Consider the following 13,358-nt stretch of genomic DNA (forward strand, 5'->3'; position numbering starts at 1 on the left):
CCCGTTCCGGTGGACGGTCGGCTAGATTCTCCGTTCATGACACTTGACCCCGTCATCCGCCTGCGACTCTCGACGATGATGTTCCTGGAGTTCTTCGTGTGGGGCGCCTGGTTCGTCACGCTCGGCACGTACCTCGCCGCGGATCTCGGGGCGAGCGGCAGCCAGATCGCCCTGGCCTTCCTCACCCAGTCCCTCGGCGCGATCCTCGCCCCCTTCATCGTGGGCCTGATCGCGGACCGCTGGTTCGCCGCGCAGCGCATCCTCGGTGTCCTGCACCTGTTCAGCGCCGTGATGCTCTTCCTCGCCGGCCGGCAAGGCGAGTTCGGGGCGTTCTTCGTGTTCGCGCTGCTGGCGATGATCTCGTTCATGCCGACGCTCGCGCTCGCGAACTCGATCTCCTTCCGCCGCCTGACCAGCCCGGAGCGGCAGTTCCCGGCGATCCGCGTGTTCGGCACCATCGGCTGGATCGTGGCGGGACTCCTCATCGGCTGGCTCGGCTGGGAGGCCGGGGGAGCGCTCGAGAACACCTTCGTCATGGCCGCGATCGGCTCGGCGCTGCTGGGCGTCTACGCCTTCACCCTCCCGCACACCCCGCCGGAGACGACGGGAGAGCGCGTCACCGTCCGCGACGTGCTCGGTCTCGACGCCCTCGCGCTGCTGAAGTCCCGCTCCTACCTCGTCTTCTTCCTCGCCTCGATCCTGATCTGCATCCCGCTGGCGTTCTACTACAACTTCACCAACCTCTACCTCAACGAGATCGGGGTGCAGTCAGCCGCGGCCGTGCAGTCCCTCGGCCAGGTCTCCGAGGCGCTGTTCCTGCTGGTCATGCCGCTGATGCTGAGGAAGCTCGGCGTGAAGTGGACGCTGCTGATCGGCATGCTCGCCTGGGCGCTGCGCTACGCCCTGTTCGCGTTCGGGGACGCCGGCTCCCTGCTGTGGCTGGTGATCATCGGCCTCGTGCTGCACGGGGTCTGCTACGACTTCTTCTTCGTCGCCGGGCAGATCTTTACCGACCGCTTCGCCCCGAAGCACGTGCGCAGCGCCGCCCAGGGGTTGATCTCGCTCGCGACCTACGGCGTCGGCCTGCTGATCGGCTCCCTGATCTCCGGCCCCATCGTCGACGCCTTCCTCGCGGCCGACGGCGCCCACGACTGGCGCACCATCTGGCTCATCCCGGCGGCGCTCGCCGTCGGCGTCGCGCTGTTCTTCGCCGCGCTCTTCCGGGAGCGGGAGACGGTCGAGGCGGCGGAGGTGCCGCAGGGGGCCTGAGGGCCGCCCTGCACGATCCCCTTCCTACACCGTCCGCAGCGAGCTGAACAGCAGGTTGGTCTGCGTGGTGCGGACGCCTGGGATCGCCCGGACCCGCTCCAGCACGAGGTCGAACTCGGCGAGGTTCCGAGCCCGGATCTGCAGCACCAGGTCCCAGGTGCCGGTGGTGGAGTGTAACTGCTCGAGCTCGGGATAGCCGCGCAGCTCCCGCACGATCTCGGGGCTGCGGCTGTTCTCGGTCGCGACCAGCATCACGCCCTGGACCGAGTCGTGCTCGATGTCGCCGCTGACCCGGATCGTGAACCCCTCGATCACGCCGTTGTCCACGAGGCGGTCGATCCGCGAGGTGACGGTGGAGCGGTTCACCCCGAGCTCGCGGGCGAGGACGGCCACCGGGGTGCGGCTGTTCGCGCGGAGGAGGGCGATGAGGCGGTAGTCGAGATCGTCGAGCACGCAGACAGCCTAATACCGCCCAGCAGATTGCTCCTCATGATGCCGTTCTGCCCGGCATCTCGATCATTGCGACGCCGCATCGCCGCCTCCTAGAGTCTCTGTCGGCCCAGGTGAGGGCGTGATTCCGGGAGCTCCTCCCGCAGTGAGATCAAGGTGGTGAGAAGTGCTCGACGTGTCCGTCCTGCCCGCTTTCCTGCTGGCCGTCACGGTCATCCTCGTGACTCCCGGACCGGACATGGCGTTCATGGTCGCCACCGGCATCAACCAGGGCAGGCGCGCCGCCGTCCAGGGCGCCTTCGGGGTCACCTCGGCGATGACGATCTGGGTGCTCGTCGCGGCGACGGGTCTCGGCGTCGCCCTGACCCAGCTGCCGGCTGCGCTGGACGCGATCCGGCTAGCCGGCGCCGGCTATCTGGCCTTCCTCGCGGTCACGACCTGGCGCCGGGCCGGCGCCCCGCTCGCGGAGGCCTCGGTCGTGCCGAACGTCTTCCGCCGCGGCTTCGTCGTCAACATCACCAACCCCAAGATCGCGCTGTTCTTCGTCGCCTTCCTGCCCCAGTTCCTGGGCACGACGGGCGGCTCCGGGGAGAACCCCTTCGCGCAGATCCTCATGCTGGGCCTGCTGCTGCAGCTGACCGGCCTGCTCACCGATCTCGCGATCGGCAGCGCCGCGGGGCTCTTCCGCGACGCCGTGCTCAGCCGGCCGCGCGTGCGCTACCTGCTCGACGGCGCGGCCGGCACCGTCTACGGCGCCCTCGCGGTGATGCTCGTGCTCGGGGTCGTGCACGGCTAGACCCGCGCCGCCGGTCGGCAGCAGACTGGACGCATGACCACCGCCGAACAGCACAGCACCACCCCTCGCACGGCTCTCGTCACCGGCGCGACCAGCGGGATCGGCCGCGAGGTCGCCCTGCAGCTCGCCGAGCTCGGCTGGAGGGTGATCGCCGTCGGCCGCGACCGCGAGGCCCTCGGGCAGCTCGAGGAGGCCTCCGCGCTGATCACCCCGCGCGCCGCGGACCTGCTCACGGGCGACCTCGCCGCGCTCATGCCCGACCGCGTGGACGCCCTGGTCCACGCCGCCGGGATCTCCCCGTCGACCCGGGTCGAGGACACGGCCGATGCGGACTGGGAACGGGTCTTCGCCCTCAACGTCACCGCCGGTGCGGCGCTCGTCCGGCACGCCCTGCCGGCCCTGCGCGACGCGCGCGGCACCGTGGTGCTCGTGAACTCGGGCGCCGGCACCGCCGCCCGTCCCCGCAATGCCCCGTACGCCGCGAGCAAGCACGCGCTCCGGGCGCTCGCGAACGGCCTGCGCGCCGAGGAGGAGGGGAACGGAGTGCGGGTCTCGACCGTGTACCCCGGCCCCACGGACACCCCGATGTTCGGAGGGGACGTCGACCGGGGCGAGCTGATCCGCCCCTCCTCCGTCGCGAGAGCGGTGGTCATGGCCATCACCGCGAGCGAGGACGTGCAGCTCACGGACATCCACGTCCGACCCCGCCGCGAGCTGACCTGGTGAGCAGGCCGACGGCCCCGGGGCCGGTGCGCTCCGCGCGGTCCCGGGGTTGTCGTGCGTCGTGGCGGAGGTGCGTGACAACTCCCGGGCCTCGGCGCCGTTCCGGCTGTGCGCGAGGTTCGAGAATGGGGTGCGGATCGGGGATCCGGACTGGCCGGCCTGGGCGCCCGACGAGCTCCGAGGGATCCCGGGACCGCCCTGACCGGCGCGTTCGATCGACCCGGTCCGGCGACGTCTCCGAGCCGGTCCCTGCGCCCAGTCCCCGTCTGCTCAGCTCCCGTCGGCCGACTGCGCCTGCGGCTGCGCCGGCCCCTGCGGCTCCGAGGGTGCGTGCCGCTCGAGGAACTCGAGCATCGCCACCCGGTCCACTCCGGTGAAGGTGCCCGTCGGCATCGCGGCGAGCAGCGAGGCGTGCAGTCGCGCGACCGGCCACACCGAGCCGTGCCAGCGCTCGACCAGCTCGGGCGCGGGGCGCCGGCAGCAGTCCGGGTCGGGGCAGCTCGAGGAGTGGCGCACGCTCGTCTCTCGGCCCCGGAACCACTTCGTGTGCGCGAAGTCGGTGCCCACCGAGATGGAGAACTCCCCGCCGGAGCCGGACTCGATGCGGGAGGTGCACCAGTAGGTGCCGCCGGGCTTGTCGGTGTACTGGCTGTACTGCCGCATCCGGTCCTCGGAGCGGAACACCCGCCTCGCGCTCCACCAGCGGCACACCAGCTGCCCCTCCACCGCGCCGAGCGCATCGGTGGGGAAGCGGACGTGGTCGTTCTGGTAGGCCTTCACGATCGCGCCCGAGGAGTGCACCTTGAGGAAGTGCACCGGGATGTCGAGGTGATGGGTGGCGAGGTTCGTGAAGCGGTGCGCGGCCAGCTCGTAGGTGACGGCGAACTCGTCGCGCAGATCCTCGACCGACAGCTCCCGCTGCGCCTTCGCCCGCTGCAGGAGCTCGCTCGCCCCCGCCTCCGGCACCAGCATCGCCGCGGCCAGATAGTTCACCTCCACCCGCTGGCGCAGCAGCTCCCCGTAGTCGGCCGGCTCGCCCATCCCCAGCACGTGCGCGGCCAGGGCCTGCAGCACCGTGGTGCGGGGGTCGGCGGCATCGCGCCCGAGCGGCAGGTAGATCCGCATCGAGGACGCATCGGTGATCGAGCGGGCCGAGTGGGGGAGGTCCGGCACCGAGTGGAGGGAGAAGCCGAGCTCCTCGGCCAGCAGCGAGACCTTGCGGTGCGAGAGCGGGCCGCCGCTGTGCCCGATCCGGGCCAGCAGCTCCCGCGCCGTCTCCTCGAGGGCGGGGTAGTAGTTGCCGGCCTCGGACTGCTCCTGGCGCAGCTGTCCGTTGACGCGCCGTGCCTCCTCCGGGGTCGCGGCCCGCTGCTCGTGCAGGCGCCGCAGCTCCTCGTGCAGGGTCAGGATCGTCTCGATCGCCGCGTCGGAGAGGGTCTTGCGCACGGGCAGGTCCGGTAGGCCGAGCCCCTGGTAGAGGGCTCCGGCCTGCGCCTTCTCGAGCGCGATCTCGAGCGCCGCCCGGCGCGACGGGGGCTCGGGGTCCAGCAGGTCCTCGACCCCCACCTCGAGCACGCGCGCGATCCGGCGCAGCTCCCCGAGGCGCAGCTCGCGCTTGCCGTTCTCGATCACGGACAGCTGCGAGGGTGCGCGGTCCAGGGCCGTGGCGAGCTCGGCGAGGGAGAGGCCGCGTGCGGTGCGCGCGGCACGGATCCGTCGGCCGATGAGCAGCGGGTCGACCTCGTCGTCGGGATCGGGCGCGAGCGCTCCGGGAGCAGGTGCGCCGGGGGCGCCGGTGCTGGAGCCGGCGCTGGCAGCGGGCCGTCGTGCGGCGTCGTCGGGACGTCGGCCGGAGGTGCGGGGCTGAGCGGTCATGCGGGCCACAGTGACACAGATTACTTCTGAAGAACAGAAATATCGCGGAAGTTCTTCGCTATCGGACCTTCTGAGGGGGTTGCGGAGCGGCAAGAGTGTGACCACTCGACGAAGTTCGTCGAGGACGGCAGCCCCACCGGCCGCCGGACGAGCCCGAGGAGCCGATGATGACCACCCCGACCCCCTCCGCCCCGCGCAGCACCACCCGCCCCGGGGACCCGACCATGACCGCCGAGGAGCTCGCCCGCGACTGGGAGATCGACCCGCGCTGGGCGGGGGTCCGCCGCGACCACAGCGCCGAGGACGTCCTCTCCCTCACCGGCCCCGTCCGCGAGGAGCACACCCTCGCACGCCGCGGCGCCGAGCGCCTCTGGGAGTTGATCCGCGAGAACGACGAGGACCCCGGCTCCTGGATCTCCGCCCTCGGCGCGCTCACCGGCAACCAGGCCGTCCAGCAGGTCCGCGCCGGGCTGAAGGCGATCTACCTCTCCGGCTGGCAGGTCGCCGCCGACGCCAACCTCTCCGGCCAGACCTACCCCGACCAGTCGCTCTACCCCGCCAACTCCGTCCCCTCCGTCGTGCGCCGGATCAACAACGCGCTGCTGCGCGCCGGACAGATCGAGTTCGCCGAGACCGGCACCACCAGCCGCGACTGGCAGGCGCCGATCGTCGCCGACGCCGAGGCCGGCTTCGGAGGCGCCCTGAACGCCTACGAGCTGATGCGCTCGATGATCGAGGCGGGCGCCGCGGGCGTGCACTGGGAGGACCAGCTGGCGAGCGAGAAGAAGTGCGGCCACCTGGGCGGGAAGGTGCTCATCCCGACCTCCCAGCACGTGCGCACCCTGAACGCCGCCCGCCTTGCCGCGGACGTCTCCGGCACCCCGACGGTGATCATCGCGCGCACCGACGCGCTCGCCGCGACCCTGCTGACCAGCGACGTCGACGAGCGCGACCGCCCCTTCCTCACCGGGGAGCGCACCGCGGAGGGCTTCTACGAGGTCACCCCCGGGATCGAGCCCGTCATCGCGCGAGGTCTGGCGTATGCGGAGTACGCGGATCTGCTGTGGGTCGAGTCCTCCACCCCGGACCTCGAGCTCGCCCGCCGCTTCGCCGAGGCGATCCACGCGCGGTTCCCGGACCAGAAGCTGGCCTACAACTGCTCGCCGAGCTTCAACTGGAAGCGGCACCTGGACGATGCACAGATCGCCCGCTTCCAGCGCGAGCTCGCCGCGATGGGCTACGCCTTCCAGTTCATCACCCTCGCCGGCTTCCACTCCCTGAACCACGCCATGTTCGAGCTGGCCAGCGGCTACCGCGACCGGCAGATGAGCGCCTTCGTCGAGCTGCAGGAGGCGGAGTTCGCCTCCGCCGAGCACGGCTTCACCGCCCATCGCCACCAGGCCGAGGTGGGGACCGGCTACTTCGACCGGGTCGCCACCGCCCTGAATCCCACCTCTTCCACGCTCGCCCTCGCGGGCTCCACCGAGACGGCCCAGTTCCACTGAGCGCCGTCGGCCCCGTCCCCGGGGCCGCGAGCGGAGACCCCGCCGCCCCCGGGCGAAGAACCAGCGTCCACCTGACCCGTCCCCTCGGCCCGCCACCCCGCGCCGGACCCCTTCGACCCTCCTGACCAGCCACGTGTCCCGGAAGGACCTCGCCATGACCCTCATCGACTACCGCCGTCCCCTCTCCGAGCAGCGCCCCGCCGCCGGCACCTCGACCGACCCGTCGGCCCCTGACCGCAGCACCCCGCGCGGACGCCTCGAGGTCGTCGGCCCCCTGGGGCCCCGCTTCGAGGAGATCCTCACCCCCGAGGCGCTCGACTTCCTCGCCCTGCTGCACGACCGCTTCGCGAGCCGACGCACCGAGCTGCTCACCGCCCGCACCCTGCGCCGGGAGTCCATCGCGGGCGGGGCCATGTTCGACTTCCTCCCCGCCACCCGTGCGATCCGCGAGGACCGCAGCTGGCGCGTCGCCGGCCCCGGGCCGGGCCTCGAGGACCGGCGCGTCGAGATCACCGGCCCCACCGACCGGAAGATGACGATCAACGCCCTGAACTCGGGGGCGAGGGTGTGGCTCGCCGACCACGAGGACGCGCTGAGCCCCACCTGGGACGCGGTCATCGACGGTCAGCTGAACCTGCACGACGCGATCCGTCGGCAGATCGACTTCACCGGCGAGAACGGCAAGGAGTACCGCCTGGCCGAGGAGACCGCGACGATCGTGTTCCGGCCGCGCGGCTGGCACCTGCCCGAGCAGCATCTGCGCTGGGTGCGGGCCGACGGCCGCTCGATGCGGGCCTCCGCCTCGCTGGTCGACGCAGGGCTGTATCTCTTCCACAACGCGCGCGAGCTGATCGAGCGCGGCTCCGGCCCCTACCTCTACCTGCCCAAGCTCGAGTCCCATCTCGAGGCGCGGCTGTGGGACGAGGTGTTCGCCACCGCCGAGCGCCGGCTCGGGATCGAGCACGGCACGATCCGCGCGACCGTGCTCATCGAGACCCTGCCCGCGGCCTTCGAGATGGAGGAGATCCTCTACGAGCTGCGCGATCACTGCGCGGGGCTGAACGCGGGACGCTGGGACTATCTCTTCTCGATCATCAAGATGTTCCGCGACCGGGGCCGACGCCGCGTGCTCCCTGACCGCTCGCAGCTGACGATGACGGTGCCGTTCATGCGGGCGTACACCGAGCTGCTGGTCGCGACCTGCCACCGCCGCGGCGCGCATGCGATCGGCGGGATGAGCGCCTTCATCCCCGACCGCCGGGACCCGGAGGTGACGCGGCAGGCGCTGGTCATGGTGGCGGAGGACAAGCAGCGCGAGGCGAGCGACGGCTTCGACGGCACCTGGGTGGCGCATCCGGACCTGGTGCCGGCCGCGCAGGCCGAGTTCGACGCGGTCCTGGGCGAGCGCCCGCACCAGGTGGACCGGCTGCGCGAGGACGTGCACGTGACCGCCGAGGACCTGCTCGACCTCGAGGTCGAGGGTGGGGCCATCACCGCCCAGGGGATCCGGCAGAACATCCGCGTGTCCCTCCGCTACCTGGACGCGTGGCTGCGCGGCTCGGGCGCCGTCGCGATCGACCACCTGATGGAGGACGCGGCTACCGTGGAGATCTCCCGCTCGCAGCTGTGGCAGTGGATCACCCAGGGGATGCTCACCGACGAGGGCATGCCGGTGACGCGGGAGCGGGTCGAGTACTTCATCGACCGGGCCGTGCTCGAGCTCGACACCGAGCAGGGCAGCCGCATCCCCGAGGCGGCCGAGCTGCTCAAGGAGGCCGTCCTCGGCGACGAGTTCCCGGCCTTCCTCACGAACGGCGCGTACGAGCGCCACCTGGGGTGATGTTGGGCAGGTGACGGTGCGCCGGGTCGGCGCACGGGTGAGGTCCGGAGGGCGCTCGGTCGAGCGTTCCGGACAGATCGGACACCCGTGCGCCGACCCGGCTATGTTCAGGGCATGCGCATCGGCATCGACATGGGCACCACCCGCACCATCGCGGCGGGCGTGGACCGCGGCAACTATCCCGTCCTCCCGTTCACGGACCCCGACGGGGACGAGCACGCCCACTTCCCCTCCGTGATCGCCGAGGTCGACGGGCGGCTCGTCCACGGCTTCGAGGCGGAGCGTGCCGCCCGCGCCGGCGCCCCGCACCTGCGCTCCTTCAAGCGGCTGCTCGGCGACCCGGACACGCACCCGGGCACGACGGTCCGGCTCGGCGGGCACGAGCACCTGCTGCTGGACCTCGTGACCGCCTTTCTCACCGCGGTGCGGGAGGCGCTGTCGGTCCCGGTCGGCCAGGTCGCCGCCTCCGTCCCCGCCCACGCCCACTCCGCCCAGCGGATCATGACGCTCGAGGCCTTCCGACGCGCCGGCATCGATGTGGTCGCCCTGCTCAACGAGCCCTCCGCGGCCGGCTTCGAGTACACCCACCACCAGTCGCGCAGCCTCACCGCTCGCCGCACCCGCATCGCGGTCTACGACCTCGGCGGCGGCACCTTCGACAGCTCGCTGGTGGAGGCCGACGGCGGCGGGCACGCCGTGCTCGGCAGCTACGGCGTCAGCCGTCTCGGCGGCGACGACGTGGACCAGGTGCTGCTCGAGCTGGTGCTGGAGCGGGCAGGGCTGACCGTGGCGGAGCTCGGGGCGCCTGCCGTGGATGCGCTGCGCGAGGAGTGCCGGGCCGCGAAGGAGCGCCTGCTGCCGCAGACCCGTCGGATGATGATCGACCTCGGCGAGGAGCACGACCCGGTGATCCTCCCGGTCGAGGACTTCTACGCCGCGGCCGCGCCGCTGATCGAGCGGACCCTCGAGGTCATGGCCCCCCTGGTGGGCGAGCTCGACGCCGAGTCCGGCATCGCCGGGATCTACCTCGTCGGCGGCGGGTCCGGTCTGCCGCTGGTGGGGCGGATGCTGCGCGAGCGCTTCGGCAGGCGCGTGCACCGGTCCCCGTACCCGGCGGCCTCGACCGCTATCGGACTGGCGATCGCCGCGGACCCGGACTCCGGCGTCACCCTCGCCGACCGCCTCTCCCGCGGCATCGGCGTGTTCCGCGAGGTCAGAGCGGGGGAGGGGGTCTCCTTCGATCAGGTCCTCACCCCTGACGCGCCCTTGCCCACCAGCGGCGCCACCACCGTGACCCGGAGCTGCACCGCCGCGCACGACCTGGGCTGGTTCCGCGTCGTGGAGCATGCGGCGCTGGATGCGAGCGGCGAGCCGCGCGGGGACCTGGTCCCGTTCGCGGACGTGCTCTTCCCCTTCGCCCCGGCGCTGCGTTCGCTCGACGAGGCGGCGCTCGCCGAGGTGGAGGTGACGCGCCGCGAGGGCGGGCCCCGCATCGAGGAGCGCTACGAGCTGCACCCCTCCGGAGCGGTGACGCTGCGGATCACGGACCTGGACAGCGGGTTCAGCCGGGAGTACGGCCTCGCCCGACGGGGGTGACGGCGGAGGCGGGCGCGCTCAGCGGGCGCCGGGGAACTCCTCGAGCACCTCGTCGAGGATCTCCGCCGTGTCGCGGAGGCGGGCGATCCGTCCCTCGAGCTCGCGGCGGTGGACGCGCAGCGAGTTGATCCCGTCGGCCGCGCCGTCGGACCTCCCCAGCAGCGGCGGCAGCAGCGGTGCGATCTCGGTGCTCGTGAGGCCGGCGGCGAAGAGCCGCTGCACGAGCAGCACGCGGTCCACCGCCTCGGCGTCGAAGCGTCGATGGCCGGCGGCGGTGCGGGCCGGGGTCAGCAGGCCCTGCTCCTCGTAGTAGCGCAGTGAGCGGGCGCTCACGCCGGTGCGCGCGGACAGCTCGCCGATGCCGAAGCGTGCGGGAGCACCGGTGCTCGCAGCAGGGTTCACACGGGTGTCAACAGCGGTCATGGCGCCACAGTATGTCCGAGTCGCCGTCAGATCGTGCAGGTCAGGGGCGTGTCGCAATACATGACATCGATGTGGTGCCCTGCTCCGCTGCATGGTGCATCGACGCCGTCGGGAGAGACTGTCCCCATGCTGACCCTGCGCCTCGACGGCCGCCGCATCCGCGACATCCCCTCGTTCTACGACGAGCTCAACAGGGTGTTCATGGCCGGTGAGGACTGGCGGCTCGGGCCGAGCCTCGATGCGCTGGACGACATGCTCCGCGGCGGCTACGGCGCCCTGCATGACACGGAGGAGGCGCGGGTGATCTGGGCGGAGCACGCCGCGTCCGCGGAGGCGCTCGGCGTGGAGGTCACGCGTGCGCAGCTGCTGGCGAAGCTCGAGGATCCCCGCTTCGATCAGGCGATCGCGCGTCGGAAGCTGGATCGGCTGGAGGCGGAGGGCGGGCCGACGTACTTCGACACGGTGCTCGAGGTGTTCGCGGACCATCCCCGGATCGAACTCGTCCTCGCCTGATCTGTGCGGTCTCCGGATCAGTGCGCTGGGGGTTCGGGGACGTCCGTCGGTCCAGGTGGCTGCGACGGTCTCGGAGAACTGCCCCTGGCCATGTCGTCCAGCAGGACGAGGACGCCGTCGTTGACAGGGCGGGGCCGGATGATCGGCAGGTCCGTGATCCGCAGCTGCAGGCGGTCGAAGGCGCGGTAGATCGTCGACCATCCCTTCGCCGACGAGCCCTCGTCCAACGCTGGTTCCTCTCCGGTCGCTCCGGTGCCGTGGGCCGATGCGACGGGCGGGGTCGCCGCCTCGAGGAAGCCCTCGACGACGGGAGGAGTCTCGGCAGCGGACAGCGGGACGCCGTCGACGGCGGTGGCTGCGGGGAGAGCAGAAGGGGCAAGGATGGGCGATCCTGCGGTGTGAGGCACCGGCAGGCCTGCGATGCCGGACTCCGCCAGCTGACGACGGCGCTGCCGTCGGTAGGTGCCGACCGGGTCGAAGTTGATGCCGGCCCGCCGTGCCTTCTGGCCGTAGCGGGTGGTCCACTCGACCGTGCGCCGCGTCCCGTCCTCGTCGTGGATGACGCGGACGCTCTCCCCGGACTCCTCCTTCTGGTTGTCCCCGCCGCAGGTGCCGTTCCCGTTGTCGAGGCTGGTCGCACCGCCCTGCGACCAGGGCACGATGTGGTCCATCTGGCGGATCGGGGCATTGCAGAACGGTGCCCGACAGGTCTGATGGGCGAGCGTGAGGAAGCGCCTCAGGGAGGCGGGGAAGGCTCTGGACCTCGCCTCGACACCGACGAGCTGGCCCACGTCGAGGTCGGCGTAGAGGTTCCGGATCGTCAGCGCGAGGTCGGTGTCCTCGCCCCCGGAGTCCAGGGCCCGCAGCATCGCCTCGCGGACGTGGTCGTAGGGGACCGGCCCGAATCCCTCGATCGTCGCCGCATCGGCGTGCGCCGGGGCGAGCAGGGACCGGTCGGTGATGATGATCCCGATGTCCAGGGTGGTCGGATCGATGCCGTCGCCCCGGCCGACCAGGGCGTCGGCGAACATGTCCGCCATGATCTGCTGGTGGCCGCGCCGGTCGCCGGCGGCGCGGGCTCCCTCCGCCGCGACGGACAGTCCCTTCCGGATCCGGGCGGCGTCGATCGCCGGGATCAGCGCCCGCACCGAGGCCATGCCGTGGTCCTCGCGGGTGATCGTGACGTGCCGGTCCTTCATCGCCCGACGATGGCGCTCCGCCGCACCCTCCGGATCCAGCGCATGGAGCAAACGTGCGACGTGGTCGGAGATCTCCCGGGTGCCGCAGTACTGCAGGTCGGGGAGCTGTGCGGTGAGCATCGTGTCGACCAGTTCCCGCACATGCGGCGGGACCGGCCCCATCGCCGAGCCGACGGTGTGCACCGAGCGGGGGTTCAGCGTGCCCTCGGCCAGGACGGTGAGCATTCCCGGCATGCTCTGGACCAGTCGCCGGCAGGTCGCCAGGCTCCGACCGGCCACGGACCGCGACTCCTTGAGCATCCGCGAGGCCTCGGAGCGGGCGACCTGCATCGCCTGTCGCGGGCTCTCCTCGCGCTGCAGGCAGTCCTCCTTCACCGCGGCCTCGAGGCGCACCAGCGCACGGGCTCGTACCGCATCCAGAGCAGCTTCGATCCCGACGATGCTCGACAGCAGCGCCTTGGTCTCGGCCACGGACAGACGGTCGAGCGACGGGGAGCCCTGCACGCCGAGCGTCGTGAGGGCTGACCGGGCCGCCGCGACGTCGACCTCTCCGACGAGGACCGCTCTCTCCTCCACACGCACGGGTACGTCCACCGGCACCGGCGCGCCCTCAGCGGCACCGTCCGCTGGCGGGACGTCGTTCACCGGACGGTGGCCGCCGTCGGCCTCCCCAGTGTCGTCGTGTCGCTGCGGATCCTCTGCCATGTGACCAGTATCGCATGTCAGTTGGATAGAGGGAAGGGGCCGGCGGAAACCCCTCCACAGCTGTGCACAGAATGTGGAAAAGGTGGGGCGTGTGGAGGAACAGTGGGGAGGGTGGTCCTGTCCGGATGTGGCGGCAGCGGCGGGATGCGCGTCAGGAGAGCGCGGCCGGCGAGCTGCTGCGACGTGCGATGCTTCGGACATATCGTCCGGTTCGCCCGGGCCGATGTCGAATGCCTGAGCTGCGGGGGAGTCGTCCCGCGAGAGGCAGAGAGAAACGGGGTTCAGGGAGGTCGCACTGCTCACGAAGCAGGAACGGTCACCGCCGTCGGCTCGGAGAGAATCCGGAACACGCGCCCGGAGGTTGCTTTTCGTGTATCGACGATGGTGTCACCCGAGAAACTGTCGAGTCTCCGGGGTCCCCCAATCGCACAGACGTACGAGGCGACGGTGAGTGCTGCGCGAGC

Annotated in this window: 11 protein-coding genes; 7 read left to right on the forward strand and 4 right to left on the reverse strand. The window is 71.6% G+C overall.

Features of this window, described 5'->3' with window-relative positions; all coding sequences use genetic code 11:
- Positions 1-36 precede the first annotated feature (36 nt).
- Entirely contained in the window at positions 37-1,269 is a 1,233-nt protein-coding gene (locus tag L3K22_RS12560) for a nucleoside permease (RefSeq protein ID WP_263311661.1), read from the forward strand.
- Positions 1,270-1,293: 24 nt separating this feature from the next.
- Here L3K22_RS12560 and L3K22_RS12565 read toward each other — a convergent pair whose 3' ends face one another.
- The gene (locus L3K22_RS12565) at positions 1,294-1,722 is read right to left on the reverse strand and encodes an Lrp/AsnC family transcriptional regulator (RefSeq protein ID WP_263311662.1); all 429 of its coding nucleotides are present in this window, start codon (positions 1,720-1,722) and stop codon (positions 1,294-1,296) included.
- 163 nt (positions 1,723-1,885) lie between these two features.
- On the opposite strand from L3K22_RS12565, the gene L3K22_RS12570 reads away from it, so the two are divergent.
- Together L3K22_RS12570 and L3K22_RS12575 are read left to right on the forward strand one after the other, a co-directional pair.
- Positions 1,886-2,515 carry a LysE family translocator gene (locus L3K22_RS12570; RefSeq protein WP_263311663.1) on the forward strand — a complete coding sequence of 210 codons (630 nt, stop codon included), beginning with the start codon at positions 1,886-1,888 and terminating at the stop codon, positions 2,513-2,515.
- 33 nt (positions 2,516-2,548) lie between these two features.
- Positions 2,549-3,241, forward strand: coding sequence for an SDR family NAD(P)-dependent oxidoreductase (locus L3K22_RS12575; protein ID WP_263311664.1), 693 nt, complete (start codon positions 2,549-2,551; stop codon positions 3,239-3,241).
- A 267-nt stretch (positions 3,242-3,508) separates the two neighbouring features.
- On the opposite strand, the gene L3K22_RS12580 is transcribed toward L3K22_RS12575, so the two are convergent.
- The gene (locus tag L3K22_RS12580; protein WP_263311665.1) at positions 3,509-5,113 is read right to left on the reverse strand and encodes a helix-turn-helix domain-containing protein; all 1,605 of its coding nucleotides are present in this window, start codon (positions 5,111-5,113) and stop codon (positions 3,509-3,511) included.
- Positions 5,114-5,280: 167 nt separating this feature from the next.
- Between L3K22_RS12580 and aceA the strand changes: the two genes are divergently transcribed.
- The 3 genes from aceA (at position 5,281) to L3K22_RS12595 (ending at position 10,054) form a co-directional block, all read left to right on the forward strand.
- Positions 5,281-6,618 carry an isocitrate lyase gene (aceA, locus tag L3K22_RS12585; protein ID WP_263311666.1) on the forward strand — a complete coding sequence of 446 codons (1,338 nt, stop codon included), beginning with the start codon at positions 5,281-5,283 and terminating at the stop codon, positions 6,616-6,618.
- Positions 6,619-6,772: 154 nt separating this feature from the next.
- A complete protein-coding gene (gene aceB, locus L3K22_RS12590; protein ID WP_263311667.1) occupies positions 6,773-8,458 on the forward strand; it encodes a malate synthase A in 1,686 nt (561 codons plus the stop codon).
- A gap of 114 nt (positions 8,459-8,572) precedes the next feature.
- The gene (locus L3K22_RS12595; protein WP_263311668.1) at positions 8,573-10,054 is read left to right on the forward strand and encodes an Hsp70 family protein; all 1,482 of its coding nucleotides are present in this window, start codon (positions 8,573-8,575) and stop codon (positions 10,052-10,054) included.
- A gap of 18 nt (positions 10,055-10,072) precedes the next feature.
- On the opposite strand, the gene L3K22_RS12600 is transcribed toward L3K22_RS12595, so the two are convergent.
- Complete coding sequence (locus tag L3K22_RS12600; RefSeq protein WP_263311669.1) at positions 10,073-10,477, reverse strand: MerR family transcriptional regulator; 405 nt, start codon at positions 10,475-10,477, stop codon at positions 10,073-10,075.
- A gap of 126 nt (positions 10,478-10,603) precedes the next feature.
- On the opposite strand from L3K22_RS12600, the gene L3K22_RS12605 reads away from it, so the two are divergent.
- A complete protein-coding gene (locus L3K22_RS12605; RefSeq protein WP_263311670.1) occupies positions 10,604-10,990 on the forward strand; it encodes a barstar family protein in 387 nt (128 codons plus the stop codon).
- 17 nt (positions 10,991-11,007) lie between these two features.
- Here L3K22_RS12605 and L3K22_RS12610 read toward each other — a convergent pair whose 3' ends face one another.
- The gene (locus L3K22_RS12610) at positions 11,008-12,894 is read right to left on the reverse strand and encodes an HNH endonuclease signature motif containing protein (protein WP_263311671.1); all 1,887 of its coding nucleotides are present in this window, start codon (positions 12,892-12,894) and stop codon (positions 11,008-11,010) included.
- Positions 12,895-13,358: the final 464 nt, after the last annotated feature.

The organism is Brachybacterium atlanticum, assembly GCF_025669985.1.
Lineage (GTDB): Bacteria > Actinomycetota > Actinomycetes > Actinomycetales > Dermabacteraceae > Brachybacterium > Brachybacterium conglomeratum.